General features: G+C 73.1%; 14 protein-coding genes. 11 read left to right on the plus strand and 3 right to left on the minus strand.

What is annotated here, in order from left to right:
• Positions 1-582, minus strand: coding sequence for a hypothetical protein (locus AC1UE4_RS05310; protein ID WP_482916176.1), 582 nt, complete (start codon positions 580-582; stop codon positions 1-3).
• Between the two features lie 104 nt (positions 583-686).
• On the opposite strand from AC1UE4_RS05310, the gene AC1UE4_RS05315 reads away from it, so the two are divergent.
• From AC1UE4_RS05315 to AC1UE4_RS05335, 5 genes are all read left to right on the plus strand, one after another.
• Positions 687-2666, plus strand: a complete 1980-nt coding sequence (locus AC1UE4_RS05315) for an acyl-CoA dehydrogenase family protein (RefSeq protein ID WP_482916177.1) — start codon at positions 687-689, stop codon at positions 2664-2666.
• Entirely contained in the window at positions 2663-3292 is a 630-nt protein-coding gene (locus AC1UE4_RS05320; protein WP_482916178.1) for a TetR/AcrR family transcriptional regulator, read from the plus strand. Before AC1UE4_RS05315 ends, AC1UE4_RS05320 begins: the two co-directional genes overlap by 4 nt.
• 9 nt (positions 3293-3301) lie before the next feature.
• Positions 3302-4885 (plus strand): peptide chain release factor 3, encoded by a 1584-nt coding sequence (locus AC1UE4_RS05325; protein ID WP_482916179.1) that lies wholly within the window; start codon positions 3302-3304, stop codon positions 4883-4885.
• Entirely contained in the window at positions 4882-5736 is an 855-nt protein-coding gene (locus AC1UE4_RS05330) for an aldo/keto reductase (RefSeq protein WP_482916180.1), read from the plus strand. Before AC1UE4_RS05325 ends, AC1UE4_RS05330 begins: the two co-directional genes overlap by 4 nt.
• Before the next feature lie 75 nt (positions 5737-5811).
• Complete coding sequence (locus AC1UE4_RS05335; RefSeq protein ID WP_482916181.1) at positions 5812-7551, plus strand: alpha-amylase family protein; 1740 nt, start codon at positions 5812-5814, stop codon at positions 7549-7551.
• Here the strand turns inward: AC1UE4_RS05335 and AC1UE4_RS05340 are convergent.
• Together AC1UE4_RS05340 and AC1UE4_RS05345 are read right to left on the minus strand one after the other, a co-directional pair.
• Positions 7548-9137, minus strand: a complete 1590-nt coding sequence (locus AC1UE4_RS05340; protein WP_482916182.1) for an alpha-amylase family glycosyl hydrolase — start codon at positions 9135-9137, stop codon at positions 7548-7550. The genes AC1UE4_RS05335 and AC1UE4_RS05340 overlap by 4 nt on opposite strands.
• Positions 9137-10423 carry a cysteine desulfurase-like protein gene (locus AC1UE4_RS05345; protein ID WP_482916183.1) on the minus strand — a complete coding sequence of 429 codons (1287 nt, stop codon included), beginning with the start codon at positions 10421-10423 and terminating at the stop codon, positions 9137-9139. The genes AC1UE4_RS05340 and AC1UE4_RS05345 overlap by 1 nt, the downstream gene beginning before the upstream one ends.
• Before the next feature lie 78 nt (positions 10424-10501).
• Between AC1UE4_RS05345 and AC1UE4_RS05350 the strand changes: the two genes are divergently transcribed.
• The 6 genes from AC1UE4_RS05350 (at position 10502) to AC1UE4_RS05375 (ending at position 15181) form a co-directional block, all read left to right on the plus strand.
• Positions 10502-11005, plus strand: coding sequence for a hypothetical protein (locus AC1UE4_RS05350; RefSeq protein ID WP_482916184.1), 504 nt, complete (start codon positions 10502-10504; stop codon positions 11003-11005).
• A gap of 106 nt (positions 11006-11111) precedes the next feature.
• Positions 11112-12530: an MFS transporter gene (locus tag AC1UE4_RS05355; protein WP_482916185.1), complete on the plus strand. Its 1419-nt coding sequence runs from the start codon at positions 11112-11114 to the stop codon at positions 12528-12530.
• A gap of 12 nt (positions 12531-12542) precedes the next feature.
• The gene (locus AC1UE4_RS05360) at positions 12543-13115 is read left to right on the plus strand and encodes a TetR/AcrR family transcriptional regulator (protein ID WP_482916186.1); all 573 of its coding nucleotides are present in this window, start codon (positions 12543-12545) and stop codon (positions 13113-13115) included.
• A gap of 10 nt (positions 13116-13125) precedes the next feature.
• Positions 13126-13689: a hypothetical protein gene (locus AC1UE4_RS05365; protein WP_482916187.1), complete on the plus strand. Its 564-nt coding sequence runs from the start codon at positions 13126-13128 to the stop codon at positions 13687-13689.
• Positions 13690-13721: 32 nt separating this feature from the next.
• Positions 13722-14852, plus strand: a complete 1131-nt coding sequence (locus AC1UE4_RS05370; protein WP_482916188.1) for an acyl-CoA dehydrogenase family protein — start codon at positions 13722-13724, stop codon at positions 14850-14852.
• Between the two features lie 14 nt (positions 14853-14866).
• Positions 14867-15181: a c-type cytochrome gene (locus AC1UE4_RS05375; protein WP_482916189.1), complete on the plus strand. Its 315-nt coding sequence runs from the start codon at positions 14867-14869 to the stop codon at positions 15179-15181.
• The last annotated feature ends 19 nt before the right edge of the window (positions 15182-15200 follow it).

Here is a 15200-nt window from a genome sequence, read left to right on the forward strand (position 1 = left end):
CTACCGGGCGCCCGCGGGCTCCGCGGCGAAGAGGGTCGCCTCCACGACGAGGTCCTCGCTGAACGGCAGCCCGGTGAGGTCGGTCCGCGCGGCGACGGGACCGACGCGCTCCTCCATGAAGCGCTCACGCTGCTCGGCGGTCTCCCATGCGTCGATGACGCACCAGCCGTGCTCGACCGGCCCGTTCACGTGCCACGCGAGCCCGTCCGGGGGCTCGCCGCCCGGACGCACGGCCGCGTTCATCGCCGCGAACCCCTTCGCATCGAGCCCGGGCAGGATCACGATCTGCGCGAGCCGCGGGCGCGCGCTGCTCCATGTGCTCGCACCAGCGACCCTGACCGCGCGGACGCGCGGCGGCGAGATCCCCACGACCGGCATCTGCGGCCCGAGCTGCTCGTCGCGAAAGCGCTCGAAGGCCGCCGCGTCCTCCCAGACGTCGATCACGCGCAGCCCGTCGTCGCGCTCGCCGGCGACGTGGTGGAGTGCTCCGGGAGGCAGGTGCTCGAGCCCCAGGTTCGCGCAGACACGGGTGTACTGCTCCATCCCCGCCGCGGCGAAGTCGAGCACGTAGGCCATGGCCATGGACGGACCTCCTGAGGATCGGGTCCGGCGCCTCCGCGCCACATGCTACGTGACGATCCTCACACGCGGTTTCACCTCTTCTTATACCCGGGTAACAACGGCGCATGCCCGCCGCCCGTGATCGACTCCAGGCTCTCCTCGACGGCGACTGCGCCGAGGTCCGCGACCGCACCCGCGCATGGCTCTCCGCCCCGGGCCACGAGCCCGCGTCGGACCTCACGATGGAGAAGCACCGCGCCCGCGTCTTCGACCAGCTGCGCGACCTGGCCGACGGCGTCGGCCCGCGGATGATGTACCCCGTCGAGTACGGCGGCGAGGGCGCGGTCGCCGGCGGCGTCGCGTCGTTCGAGACGCTCGCGTTCGGCGACCTCTCGCTGCTCGTCAAGGTCGGCGTCCAGTTCGGGCTCTTCGGCGGCGCCGTCCAGCACCTCGGGACGAAGAAGCACCACGACCTCCACCTGCGCGACATCGCGTCCGTCGACCTCCCCGGCTGCTTCGCCATGACCGAGACGGGCCACGGCTCGAACGTGCAGGCGATCGAGACGACCGCGACGTACGACGCGGACGCCGGCGAGTTCGTCATCCACACGCCCACGCCGGACGCGCGCAAGGACTACATCGGCAACGCGGCCCGCGACGGGCGGATGGCCGCGGTCTTCGCCCAGCTCGTCGTCGGCGGCGAGGAGCGCGGCGTGCACTGCCTGCTCGTCCCGATCCGTGATGACGACGGCGAGCCGATGCCCGGCGTGACGATCGGCGACTGCGGCGCGAAGCTCGGCCTCGACGGCGTCGACAACGGCCGCCTCACCTTCGACCACGTCCGCGTCCCGCGCGAGGCGCTGCTGGACCGCTACGCCGTCGTCAACGAGGACGGCACGTACTTCAGCCCGATCGAGGACGCGAACAAGCGCTTCTTCACGATGCTCGGCACGCTCGTCCAGGGCCGCGTCAGCGTCGGCGGCGCCGCCGTCAACGCCGCGAAGGTCGCGCTCGTGATCGCCGTGCGCCACGCGCTCACCCGGCGCCAGTTCGGCCCGCCCGGCGGTGAGGAGGCGCTGATCATGGACTACCGGACGCACCAGCGCCGGCTCCTGATCCCGCTCGCCGAGACGTACGCGCTGCACTTCGCGCAGGACCGCCTGCGCAACCAGTTCCACGACGTCTTCACCGCCGCCCCCGACTCGGTGCCGGACACCGACCGGCGCAAGCTCGAGACGTTCGCCGCCGCGCTGAAGGCCATCGCGACCTGGCACGCCACGAACACGATCCAGGCCTGCCGCGAGGCGTGCGGCGGCGCCGGGTACCTGCGCGCGAACCGCTTCGCCGCGCTGAAGGCCGACACCGACGTCTTCACGACGTTCGAGGGCGACAACACCGTCCTGCTGCAGCTCGCCGCCAAGAACCTCCTGACCGACTACAAGGCGGAGGTCGGCCAGCTCGATCCGCTCGGCCTCGCGCAGTTCCTCGCGAGCCAGGTCGTCGACACCGTCGCCGAGAAGAGCGCGGCGCGCGAGGTGCTCAACCGCCTCGCCGACTCGCTGCTGCCCGGCCGCGACGACGACGCCGACCTCTGCGAGCGCGAGACGCAGGTCGACCTCTTCCGCTGGCGCCACGAGCACCTGCTCGGCGGCGTCGCGCGGCGCCTGAAGGGCGGCATGGACCGGGGCGACGACCCGTTCTCGCTGCTGATCGAGACGCAGGACCACGTCATCGAGGTCGCCCGCAGCTGGATCGACCTCGTCGTCCTCGAGTCGTTCGCGGACGCCGTCGAGGAGTGCGAGGACCACCGGCTCGCGAAGCTGCTCGGCCGCCTCTGCAGCCTCTACGCGCTGTCGCGCATCGAGGCCGAGCGCGCCTTCTACCAGGAGCACGGCCGGCTCTCGTCGCCGCGCTCGAAGGCGGTCGTGCGCAACGTGAACGTCCTGTGCTGCGAGATCCGCGAGGACGTCGAGCTGCTCGTCGAGGCGTTCGGCGTCCCGGAGAGCTGCCTCGGCGACGCGCACCACGTGCCCGGCGCGGGCGAGCCGGTCCACGCCCGCGAACAGCGCTTCAGCCGGGGCTCGGCGCCCGCGCGGGCGGCTTGAGCGCGGCGTCGCGCAAGCGGCTCCCGCGCGCCGAGCGGGAGGAGCAGGCGCTCGCGGCGGCGCGGCGGCTCTTCGCCGAGCACGGCTACGCCGAGGTCACGATGGACGACGTCGCCGAGGCGATCGGCGTGACCAAGCCGCTGCTCTACACGTACTTCGGCAACAAGGAGCGGCTGTACCTCGCGTGCCTCGAGCCGGCGGGCGACGCGCTGAGCGAGGCGATCGTCGAGGCGGTGGCCGCCGCACCCGACGGCGCCGCCGCCGTGGAGGCCGGCGTCCGCGCGTTCTTCGCGTTCGTCGACCGCGACCGCGACGCCTGGCGCGTGCTCTTCGACGAGTCCGCGCCCGCCGGCGGCGAGGTCGCGCGGCGGGTCGCCGAGACGCGCGCGCGGCTCGTCGCGATGATCACCGGCGCGCGGCTGGCCGGCGTGCCCGAGGGACATCCCCGCCGTGACGACGTCGCGCTGGAGGCCGAGGCCGTCGCCACCGCCGTCCTCGGGGCTGCCGAGGCGCTCGCGCGGTGGTGGCTGCGGACCGGGGCGATGAGCGCCGACGCCGCCGCGTCGCTGCTCGTCGGCGGTCTCCGTACTCCCAGCCAGCCAGTGGCCGGCCGCCCGTCGAGCTAGCCTGAACGAGTGCTCGAAACCGCTTCCGCGGTCGCCGCCGCGGCAGCGCGCCGGCGGACGTTCGCCATCATCTCCCACCCGGACGCGGGCAAGACGACGCTGACGGAGAAGCTGCTCCTCTACGGAGGCCAGCTCGCCGAGGCCGGCGCCGTGCACGCGAAGAAGACGCGCCGCGCCGCGACGTCGGACTACATGGAGATCGAGCGCCGTCGCGGCATCTCCGTCACGTCGACCGCTCTGCGCTTCGAGCACGGCGGCGTGGTGTTCAACCTGCTCGACACGCCGGGCCACCGCGACTTCTCCGAGGACACGCTGCGCGTCCTGTCGGCGGCCGACGCGGCGGTCATGCTGCTCGACGCCGCCCGCGGCGTGGAGCCCCAGACGCTGCGGCTGTTCGAGGTCGCCCGCGCGCGCGGCATCCCGCTGCTGACCTTCGTCAACAAGTACGACCGGCCCGGCATGGAGCCGCTCGAGATGCTCGACCACATCGAGACGGTGCTCGGCCTCACCCCCGTCGCCGCCACGTGGCCGGTCGGCATCCCCGGCGACTTCCGCGGCGTCGTCGACCGCAACAACGGCGCGTTCCACCGCTACACCCGCACCGCGGGCGGCGCGACGCGCGCCGAGGACGAGGTGCTGTCGCCCGAGGAGGCGGAGGCGCGCGAGGGCGACGCCTGGACGACGGCGGTCGAGGAGCTCGAGCTGCTCGACCACGCCGGTGCGACGTTCGACCGCGAGGCGTTCGCGACCGGGGAGCTGACCCCGGTGTTCTTCGGCTCGGCGGTCTCGAACTTCGGCGTCGGGCTGCTGCTCGACGCGCTCGAGCGCGAGGCGCCCTCCCCCGCGCCGCGACCGACCGTGGACGGCGGCGCGCGGCCGGTCGAGGCGCCGTTCTCCGCCCTCGTCTTCAAGGTGCAGGCGAACATGGACCCGCGCCATCGTGACCGGCTCGCGTTCCTGCGCGTGTGCTCCGGCCGGTTCGAGCGCGGCATGCGCGCGATGAACGCGCGGACGGGCAAGCCGCTCGTCCTCGCCCACGCCCACGAGCTGTTCGGCGACGAGCGCGCCACGGTCGCCGAGGCGTTCCCCGGCGACGTCGTCGGCATCGTCAACGCGACCGACGTCCGCGTGGGCGACACGCTCTACGTCGACGAGCCCGTGACGTTCCCCGCGATCCCGACGCTCGCGCCCGAGCACTTCGTCACGATCCGCAATCGCGACACCGGCCGCCACAAGCAGTTCCACCGCGGGCTGCAGCAGCTCGCCGAGGAGGGCGTCGTGCACGTCCTGCGCCGCGACCCGGTGGCCGATCCGACGCCGGTGCTCGCCGGGGTCGGCCCGCTGCAGTTCGAGGTCGCCGTCGACCGGCTCGAGCGCGAGTTCGGCGCGTCCGTCGGCCTCGACCCCGCCCCATGGAAGGGCGCCCGGCGCACCGACGCGGAGGGCGCGGAGGTCCTGCGCCGCACGGGCCGCGGCGACGTCCTGCACGGCAACGACGGCAGCCTGCTGGCCCTCTTCACGAGCGACTACCTGCTCGAGCGCTTCGAGTCCGAGCACCCCGAGGTGCTGCTCGACCGGATGCTCGTCCGGTGACCAAGCGACAGGTCGGCGAGGCCGCGGTCGGCGCGATCGGCCTCGGCGCCATGCCGCTGTCCAACCCGGGGCGCCCCGACCGCGCGCAGGCGATCCGCGTCATCCACGCCGCGCTCGACGCCGGCGTGACGCTCATCGACACCGCCGACGCCTACTGCCTCGGGCCGGACGACGTCGGCCACGGAGAGCGGCTCATCGCCGAGGCGCTGCAGCAGTGGGACGGCGACGCGGGCGACGTGCTCGTCGCGACGAAGGGCGGCCACACGCGGCCGTCCGCCGACGCCTGGGAGCTCGACGGCCGGCCCGAGTACCTCGTCCGCGCCGCGGAGGCGAGCGCGCGGCGGCTCGGCGGCGACGCCGTCGGGCTGTGGCAGTTCCACCGCCCGGACCCGGACGTCCCCTGGGCCGAGTCGATGGGCGCGCTGCGCACCCTGCTCGACGCGGGCACGATCCGGATGGCGGGCGTGTCGAACGCGAACCCGGCGCAGATCCGCGAAGCCGTCGACATCGTCGGGCCCGGCCTCGTCGCGGTGCAGAACGAGCTGTCGCCGCGCTTCCGCTCGTCCGAGCCCGAGGTCGCCCTGTGCGAGGAGCTCGGCCTCGCGTTCCTGCCATGGAGCCCGTTCGGCGGCATCTCGGAGGCGTCGGACCTCGGCTCCGCGCACGCGGCGTTCGGCGAGGTCGCGCGCGAGCGCGGCGTGTCGCCGCAGCAGGTGTGCCTCGCGTGGCTGCTGGCCAAGAGCCCGGCCGTCGTCCCGATCCCCGGCTCGAGCCGGCCCGAGACGATCCGCGACTCCGCCGCCGCTGCCGACCTCAGGCTGACGTCCGACGAGCTCGCCCGGCTCGGCTGAGCGGCGGGTCAACTCCGACTGACGAGACCGGCTCGAACCCGGTAGTCATCCGTCCGGGGCGGTGACAACGGAAGCGTGACCACCTTCGACACCGGTCGGCTCGACGCGCCGCCGCCGGGTCTCGACGAGATCGGCGCGGCCGTCACCGCCACCGCCCGCTCCGGCGTGGTGCGCCTCGACGAGACGAGCGACCTGTGGTGGAAGAACGCGGTCGTCTACTGCGTCGACATGAAGACGTTCCTCGACTTCGACGGGGACGGCTGCGGCGACCTGGCCGGGCTGAGCCACCGCATCGACCACCTCTCGGGCCTCGGGGTCACGTGCATCTGGCTCATGCCGTTCTTCCCGTCGCCCCGCCGCGACGACGGCTACGACATCACCGACTTCTACAACGTCGATCCGCGGCTCGGGTCGCTCGGGGACTTCGCCCGCTTCGTGCGCATGGCCAACGACCGCGGCATACGGGTGATCATCGACCTCGTCGCGAACCACACCTCGAACCTCCACCCCTGGTTCCTGCACGCCCGCAGCTCGCCCGACTCGCCGTTCCGCGACTGGTACGTCTGGCGCGACGAGCCGCCGGACGAGCCGACGGAGCTCGTGTTCCCCGGCGAGGAGGACAGCGCCTGGGCGTACGACGAGGCCGCGGGCCAGTACTACCTGCACCACTTCCGCAGCGAGCAGCCCGACCTCAACCTGAGCAACCCGGCCGTCCGCGACGAGATCGTGAAGATGATGGGCTTCTGGCTGGCGCTCGGCGTCTCGGGGTTCCGCGTCGACGCCGTGCCGTTCCTCGTCGAGGACCGCGAGCAGGCCCACGAGCTGCTGCGCTCGATGCGGGCGTTCATGAACCGCCGCTTCGGCGAGGGCGTGCTCCTCGGCGAGTGCAACCTGCCGTTCGACGAGCAGCTCGAGTACTTCGGGCCGTACGGCGACGAGCTCAACATGGCGTTCTCGTTCATCGTCAACCAGGCGATGTGGCTGTCCTTCGCGCGCGGCGAGGCGGAGCCGCTCGCCAAGGCGCTGAACGACATCCCGGACATCCCGCACGACGCGGCATGGGCGAACTTCGTGCGCAACCACGACGAGCTGTCGCTCGACAAGCTCAGCGATGACGAGCGCCAAGAGGTGTTCGACGCGTTCGCGCCCGACGAGGACATGCGCAGCTACGGGCGGGGCATCCGGCGCCGGCTGCCGCCGATGGTGGGTGGCGACGAGCGGCGGATCAAGCTCGCTTACAGCCTCATGTTCTCGCTGCCGGGCACGCCGGTGCTGCTCTACGGCGAGGAGATCGGGCTTGCCGACAACCTCGACGAGGAGGCCCGGCTCGCCGTCCGCCCGCCGATGCAGTGGTCGAGCGAGGAGCACGCCGGCTTCTCGCCGCCCGGCGAGCGCACGCTCTTCCGCGGCCTGTGCACCGGGGCGTTCGCGCCCGACCACGTCAACGTGGCGGCGCAGCGCCGCGACCGCGAGTCGCTGCTGAACTGGATGGAGCGCCTCATCCGCCGCCGCCGCGAGTGTCCCGAGATCGGCTGGGGCCGCGCGACGCATCTGCCGTGCGACGCGCCCGAGGTCTTCGCTCACCGGTGCGACTGGCGCGACGTGACGCTCGTCGCCGCGCACAACCTCTCGGAGCGGACGGTCAAGACGACGCTGCGCTTGGAGGACGTCACCGCCGAGGACGAGCTGTTCGACCTGCGCGGCGACGCCGATCCGCCGCCGCTGGAGGACGGCGGTCGGCTCGACGTGGTGCTCGAGCCGTACGGCTATCGCTGGATGCGCGTGCGGCGCGCCGGCAAGCGGATGCTGCCCTAGAGGCGCAGCAGCACCGCTTCGAGCGGGCCCAGCACGACGTCGTTCAGCGCGAGGTCGCCGAGCGCGCGGTCCGGATCGGACGAGAGCCGCAGGCCGGCGGTGCACACGATGTCCGACGGCGCGCCGAGCGGGCGGGGCTCGTCGTGGAAGTTGACCGCCGCGAGCCACATGGCGCCGTCGTCGCCGACGCGCTCCCACGCGAGCACCCCTTTGTCGACGGTGATCGAGCGCTGCTCGCCCGTCTGCAGCGCCGGCTCGCCGCGCCGCAGCCACGCCAGCCGGCGGGCGAGCGACAGCGTCGACTCCGGATCGGCGGCCTGCCGCTCGACGTTGAGCTCCTCGGCCTCGGCGACGAGCGGCAGCCACGGGTCGCCCGTCGTGAACCCCGCGCCCGGGCCGGCGTCGGACGGCGCGCGCCACGGGATCGGCGCGCGCTCGGGGTCGCGGCCGTCGACGTCGACGACGCGGTCCGGCGGGATCTCCGCGTCCGGCAGCCCCAGCTCCTCCCCCTGGTAGACGAACGGGGTGCCGCGCAGCGCGTAGAGCATCACGAGCACAGCGCGGGCGCGGCGCTGACCGCGGCCGTCACCGTCGAAGCGCGAGGCCACCCGTGCGTGGTCGTGGTTCGCGAGGAACCACGCGGGCCAGGCGGCGTCGGACGACAGCGCCTCGAAGCTGTCGATCAGCGAGCGGAACGCCGTCGCCGACCACGGCAGGTGAAGGAACGCGAAGTTGTGGGCGAGGTGCAGCTCATCGCCGGTGTTCACGTACGCGACGATGCGATGGAGGTCCAGCAGGTAGACCTCGCCGACGAGCATCCGGTCCTCGAACTCGTCGCAGACGCCCCGCAGTGCGCGCAGGCGCTTGTGGATGCTCGGCTGCCAGTCCTCGAACGGCGGCGGGCGCCCCTCGACGGCGTCGCGCAGCTGCGGGTCCTTGCCGAGCTTGTGGACCACGTCGATCCGGAAGCCGTCGGCGCCGCGGCGCAGCCAGAAGCGCATGACGTCGTGCATCGCCGCCTCGACCTCCGGGTTGTCCCAGTTGAGGTCGGGCTGCTGCGGGAGGAACGAGTGCAGGTACCACTGGCCGGTGTGCTCGTCGTACGTCCATGCGCCGCCGACCGCGTCGAACGACGAGCGCCAGTTGTTCGGTGGCCCGCCGCCGGTCGCCCCGTCGGCCCACACGTACCAGTCGCGCTTCGGGTTGTCGCGCGACCGGCGCGACGCCTCGAACCACGGGTGCCGGTCCGACGTGTGGTTCGGGACGAAGTCGATGACCACCCTGATGCCGCGGCGGTGCGCCTCCTCGACGAGGCGATCGAAGTCCTCGAGCGTGCCGAAGGCCGGGTCGACGTCGCAGTAGTCGGCGACGTCGTAGCCGAAGTCGGCCATGGGCGAGCGGTAGAACGGCGACAGCCAGATCCCCTCGACGCCGAGCGAGTCCGGCGTGCCGTCGTTGAGGTGGTCGAGGTGCTCGATGATGCCGGTGAGATCGCCCACGCCGTTGCCGGTCGCGTCGGCGAACGAGCGCGGGTAGATCTGGTAGATCGCGCCGCGCTGCCACCAGCAGATCTCCTCGGCGTGCATCAGGCGGGCGCCTCGTCGTGCACCGGGGTCTCGGGGGACGGCGGCGCCGGCTGCGCGGCGATCCGCGCGACCGCGTCGCAGAAGCGGTCCGCCTCGTCCTGCGTGTTGTAGTGCAGGAACCCGGCGCGGACCGCGCCCCCGCGGTCCTCGAGGCCGAGCGACTGCATGAGCGACAGCGCGTAGTAGTTGCCGTCCCACGTGTAGATCGCCTCGTCGGCGAGCTGCTCGCTGATCGCGCGCGGCGCGATGCCGTCGATCGTGAAGCAGAACGTCGCCGTGCGCTCGTCGACGCGGCCGGGATCGGCGAGCCCGCGCAGCCGCAGGCCCTCGATCGCGGCGAGCCGGTCGAGCACGCGGGCGGTGAGCTGCTCCTCGTGCTCGCGGATGCGCTCGTAGGCGCTGTCCAGGCGCTCGTCGCGCGTGGCGCCGTCGCCCAGCGAGGCGAGGTAGTCGACCGCGGCGACCATCGCGGCGAGCGCCTCGAACGACGGCGTCCCGGTCTCGAACCGGTGGCCGGGCGGGGTCTCGCTGGCGGGCCTGACGCGGTCCGCGGGCCACGTCTCGGCGAGGTCCTGCCGGATCGCGGCGATGCCGAGGTGCGGGCCGAAGAACTTGTACGGCGAGCAGAGCAGGACGTCGACCCCGAGCGCGCGCCGGTCGGGGCGGCGGTGCGGCGTGAAGTGGACGGCGTCGGCCCACGCGAGCGCTCCGACGCGGTGCGCGGCGTCGGCGATGCGCCTCGCGTCCGGGACCGAGCCGACCGCGTTCGACGCGAGCGTGAACGCCACGACCTTCGTGCGGTCGGTCAGCAGCGCCTCGAGCGCGCCGGCGTCGAGCGTCGCGTCCGGGCCGAGCGGCGCCGTGCGGATGGTCAGCCCGTGGTCCTCGGCGACACGCAACCAGGGCGAGACGTTGGCGTCGTGGTCGAGCTCGGTGACGACGATCTCGTCGCCCGGCCCGAGCGTCCGCGCGACCGCGTGCGCCAGCTGGAAGTTCAGCGTCGTCATGTTCCAGCCGAACGCGACCTCCTCCGGCGCGCTGCCGGTGAGGTCCGCGGCCGCGATCCGGGCCTCCGCGATCAGCGCGATCGTCTCGCGGGACGTGGCGAACGCGCCACCGTCGTTCGCGGTCCCCTTCCGGAGGTGCCCGGCCATCGCCTCGATGACGACCTCGGGGGCCTGCGACCCGCCCGGTCCGTCCAGGAACACGGCGGGCCGTCCATCGTCGGCGCGCGAGAGCGCCGGGAAGAGCGAGCGAACGTCATCGGGATCGAAGCGACGAGCCATCCGCCCACCGTAGGACGAACCGAATGTGAAGGGACCTGTCCCCGGGACCTCTCGGCGCGGCGGCGCCGTAGAAGGGGCATGCGGCGCCGTTCTCTCTTTGCCGGCACCGTCGTTCTCGCGGCGGGAATCGCGGCTCTTGCGACGGGCAGCGGCGGGCCGCCTCCGCCCGATCCGCCGGCGCCGGCGGCCGGGACGATCGTCGTCCACGGCTCCGCTCAGCACGCGGTCCACGCGCAACGGCCGTTGACGAACGCGTCGATCGAGCGGGCGGCTCGGGCGGCGCGGCGGGCGGCGTTCCCTCGCGCGATCGCCGACGCGCGCGAGACCGCGGACGCGCTCGCGGCGGCCAGCGGACTCCACGCCGGCGACGTCGTCGGCGTCGCACAGGACGCGAACCCGCTCGGGTGGTACGACCAGAACACGGGCCGGTTCGGGCCCGGCCGCTGGTGCGGGACGCTGTCGTGGTTCTCGTACTCGACGCGCGCCGACGGGACGCGCCGGCGGGTCCTCCACCGCCGCAAGGGCTGTCGCCCGCCGAAGGACCAGGACGTCCGCGTGACCGTCACGTTCGCGGCCTCGTAGACGCCGACAGCTCGGTTCGAACCGAAGCGGACCCAGGTGTCCGGTTCCGCGCTACAGTAGGCGGACCTTGGAGTCCGCTTCCCGCCCCCACCCCACCCGCAGCCTGATGATCCTGTCGCTGGCCGCGCTCGCCTTCGCGCTCGGCCAGACGACGCTGATCCCCGCCCTGACCGAGCTCCAGCACGAGCTGAGCACCGACGCCGCCGGCGTCGCCTGGACGCTCACCGGCTACCTCGTCGCCGCCGCCGTCTGCACCCCGATAGCCGGCCGGCTCGGCGACATGTTCGGCAAGCGCCGCCTGCTCGTCGTCAGCCTCGGCCTGTTCGTCGCGGGGTCGGTCGTGTCCGCGCTCGGCACCTCGCTCGAGGTCGTCGTCGCCGGCCGCGTCCTGCAGGGCTTCGGCGGTGGCGTCTTCCCGCTCTCCTTCGGGATCATCCGCGACGAGTTCCCCCGCGACCGCGTCCCCGGCTCGATCGGCCTGCTGTCCGCGATCGCCGGCATCGGCGGCGGCGCCGGCCTGATCCTCGGCGGGCTGATCGTCGACTCGACCTCCTACCACGCGATCTTCTACGTCGGCGCGATCATGGGCGCGGTCGCGCTCGTGGCGGCGGAGCTGCTCATCCCCGAGTCGCCGAACCGCACGCCCGCACGCGTCGACCTGCGCGGCGCCGCCGTCCTCGCGGCCGGCCTCGTCCTCGTGCTCGTCGCGGTCTCGCAGGCCAACGACTGGGACTGGGGCAGCGCGAAGGTCCTCGGCATGATCGCCGCGGGCTTCGCCGTCCTGCTTGCGTTCGGTGCGCTCGAGCGCCGCACCCGCGACCCGCTCGCGAACCTCGAGACGCTCGCCAAGCCGCCGGTCCTCATGACGAACGTCGCGACGCTGCTCGTCGGCTTCGGCATGTTCGGCTCGTTCTTCCTCGTTCCCCAGCTCGCCCAGCTGCCCGAGCGCCACGGCGGCTTCGGCCTGGACGCGCTGGACTCCGGCCTGCTGCTGCTGCCGTCCTCCGTGGCGATGCTGCTGATCGGGCCGCTGTCCGGCGTGCTCGCCCAGAAGCTCGGGCCGAAGGTCCCGCTGGCCCTCGGCTCGTTCATCGCGTCGGCGGGCCTCGCGTTCCTCGGGCTGGAGCACGGCTCGCAGGGCCTCGTCCTGATCGGCGCCTGCATCATGGGCATCGGGATCGGGTTCGCGTTCGCCGCGATGCCGAACCTCATCGTGGCCGCGGTCCCGATGCGGGAGACCGGCGAGGCGACGGGCTTCAACGCGCTCGTCCGCTCCGTCGGCTCGTCGCTCGGCACGCAGGTCACCGCGGCGGTCCTCGCGGGCAGCGCGGTCGCCGGGAGCACCATCCCGACCGACGACGGGTTCACGAAGGGCTTCCTCGCGGGCGCCGCCGTCGCGGTCGTCGCGGGCGTCGCCGCCTGCTTCATCCCCCGCGCCGAGGAGCACCGCGAGCCGCGCACCCACCTCGCCGACGCGGGCGCAGCCGCTCCGCTCCCCGAGCCGGCCTTCGCCGAGGAACGCTGAGGGGAGCACCCGGTGCGCGCCGACGCCGCACGCAACCGCGAGAAGGTCCTCGAGGCCGCCGACGCGCTCTTCGCCTCGAAGGGCACGGATGCCGGCGTCCCGGAGATCGCCGCCCGCGCCGGCGTCGGGAAGGGCACGGTCTACCGCGCGTTCCCCACGAAGGAGCACCTCATCGCCGCGGTCGCGATCGGCCGCCTCGAGGCGTGGACGGAGCGGGCGACCGAGGCCGCGCAGTCCGGCGACCCGTTCACCGCGCTGCGCGAGCTGCTGCGGGCCTCGGCGCGCAAGCAGGTCGACGACCGGGTGCTCGGCGACGCGCTCGCCGCCGCCGCGCACGTCCCCGAGCTGCAGGCCGCGCGCGACGCAGCGGTCACCGCGTTCGACGCGCTGGTCGCGGCGGCGCAGGCCGAGGACGAGGTGCGCGCCGACGTGACGGGCGAGCAGGTCCGCGTCCTCTACCACGGCGTCTGCAAAGCCCTCATCGAGCGCGAGGAGCACGACCCGGACGTCTGGGCGTCCTACGCCGACCTCGTGGTAGATGCCGTTCGCGCCACGTACCGGGCGGGGGTCGCGAGCAGCGGGTAGCCCCGCCCTCGTGGATCCGAAGTCCCTGGTCGTCGCGCCCTTCCTCGTCCCCGGCCGTGTCGCCCGAGCGCTCGACGACCTGCACGACCTGGCCGATCGCGCGCGCCGCGAGCCGGATCCCGTCGAGGAGGTCCGCGTCCGCATCGACACGCTCCTCGTGCAGCTCGAGGCGCTCATCCTCACCGCGCGCGAGATCGTCGACGGCGGCCGCGAGCTGACCGAGACCGCGAAGTCGGTCGACCGCACCGGCCGCGAGCTCATCGAGACCGGGAACCAGGTGGACCGCACCGGCCGGGCCATCCACGACGGCGGCCAGGATCTCACCGCGGTCGCCGAGACGCTGCACCACGACACGCGCGACATCGTGGACGGCGGCGAGCGGCTGACCGCGGTCAGCAAGGAGCTCGAGGAGCACCTGCGGTTCTTCCGTTCGATCACCCCGCGACTGCTCGCGGGGCTCGACACGGTGGAGCAGCTCGAGGACGCGGTCGAGACCGTCGCGGACACGGTGGAGCCGCTCCAGGCCACCGCCGAGCGCGTCGGCCGGGTGACCCGGCGCCTCTCGCGATCCTGACGCCTGCGTCACGATCGTGTAGAACCCCGGGCATGACCTCGATCCTGGAGCTGACGGACGAGCGCAAGGCGTTCGTCGAGTCGATCCGCGACTTCTGCAAGCGCGAGACCGCCACGCGCGAGCAGCGCGGGCCCGAGCCGCACAACCAGTCGATCTACGACCGCATCGCGGAGCTCGGGTGGCTCGGGGTGTCGATCGACGAGCAGTACGGCGGCACGGGCGGCGGCCTGTTCGACATGTGCCTGCTCCTCGAGGAGACCGCCTACGGCATGGCGCCGATCGCCGGCGTCGGCACCACGATGATCGTGGCGGGCGCGTACGAGCGCTTCGGCTCCGAGGAGCAGAAGGAGGCGATGCTGAGCGGCATCGTCAAGGGCAACGTGGAGGCGATCGCGATGTCCGAGCCCGAGGCCGGCTCCGACGTCGGCGCGCTGCAGTGCAGGGCGGAGCGGCGCAACGGCTCCTACGTGCTGAACGGCCAGAAGACGTGGATCTCGAACGCCCACCACGCGGCGCACATCCTCGTCATCGCGCGCAGCGACCGCAGCGGGTCCAAGCACGAGGGCCTGACGATGCTCGAGGTGCCGCAGGGCACGCCGGGGATGGAGATCAACGGCATCGACACGATGGGCGGCCGCGAGGTGAACGACATGTTCTTCACCGACGCCGAGGTGCCGGCGGAGAACCTGATCGGCACCGAGGGCCAGGCCTGGCTGCAGCTCATGGCCGGGCTGAACGTCGAGCGGCTCATCATCGCCGCCCAGCACCTCGGGCAGGCGCGGCGCGCGTTCGACGACGCGCTCGCCTACGTGAAGGAGCGCAAGCAGTTCGGCCGCCCGATCGGGTCGTTCCAGTCGATCAAGCACCGGCTCGCCGATCTCGCGACCGAGATCGAGTGCTGCCGCCTGCTCGTCTACGACGTCGCCGCGCGCGTCGACGCGAACCCCGGCGCGATGTTCCCCCGCGAGGCGTCGATGGCGAAGCTGAAGGTCACCGAGGTCGCCCGCAAGGTCGCGCTCGAGGGCATGCAGGTCATGGGCGGCTACGGCTACGCGACCGAGTACGACATGGAGCGCCACGTCCGCGGGGCGCTCGTCGGGACCATCTACGGCGGCACCAGCGAGATCCAGCGCGACATCATCGGCAAGACTCTGGGTCTATGAGAACCAGGACGGCGATGGCCGTGCTCCTCGCCGGCGGTGTGCTTGCCGCCGGCGCGGGCTGCGGCGGGGACGACGGCGGCTCGGGCGGCGGGAACGCGGCCGCCAAGCCGGCGGATCAGCTCTTCTCGGACACGTGCGGCGGCTGCCATGTGCTGAAGGCGGCGGGGACCGAGGGACAGACGGGCCCGAACCTCGACGAGGTCAAGCCCGACAAGGCGCTCGTCCTGAAGACCATCGCCGAGGGCCCGAGCATCATGCCGGCGAACCTGCTCGAAGGCGCGGCGGCGGACAAGGTCGCGCAGTACGTCGCGGACAACGCCGGGAAGTAGCGCACTGGCGCGCGTTCGC

The organism is Parviterribacter kavangonensis, from assembly GCF_056863335.1.

Excerpts from the sequence above, each read along its gene's own strand:
- AC1UE4_RS05315 (WP_482916177.1), top strand. The coding sequence starts at position 687 with ATGCCCGCCGCCCGTGATCGACTCCAGGCTCTCCTCGACGGCGACTGC.
- AC1UE4_RS05310 (WP_482916176.1), bottom strand. The coding sequence starts at position 582 with ATGGCCATGGCCTACGTGCTCGACTTCGCCGCGGCGGGGATGGAGCAG.
- AC1UE4_RS05370 (WP_482916188.1), top strand. The coding sequence starts at position 13,722 with ATGACCTCGATCCTGGAGCTGACGGACGAGCGCAAGGCGTTCGTCGAG.
- AC1UE4_RS05350 (WP_482916184.1), top strand. The coding sequence starts at position 10,502 with ATGCGGCGCCGTTCTCTCTTTGCCGGCACCGTCGTTCTCGCGGCGGGA.
- AC1UE4_RS05340 (WP_482916182.1), bottom strand. The coding sequence starts at position 9,137 with ATGCACGCCGAGGAGATCTGCTGGTGGCAGCGCGGCGCGATCTACCAG.
- AC1UE4_RS05355 (WP_482916185.1), top strand. The coding sequence starts at position 11,112 with ATGATCCTGTCGCTGGCCGCGCTCGCCTTCGCGCTCGGCCAGACGACG.
- AC1UE4_RS05375 (WP_482916189.1), top strand. The coding sequence starts at position 14,867 with ATGGCCGTGCTCCTCGCCGGCGGTGTGCTTGCCGCCGGCGCGGGCTGC.
- AC1UE4_RS05345 (WP_482916183.1), bottom strand. The coding sequence starts at position 10,423 with ATGGCTCGTCGCTTCGATCCCGATGACGTTCGCTCGCTCTTCCCGGCG.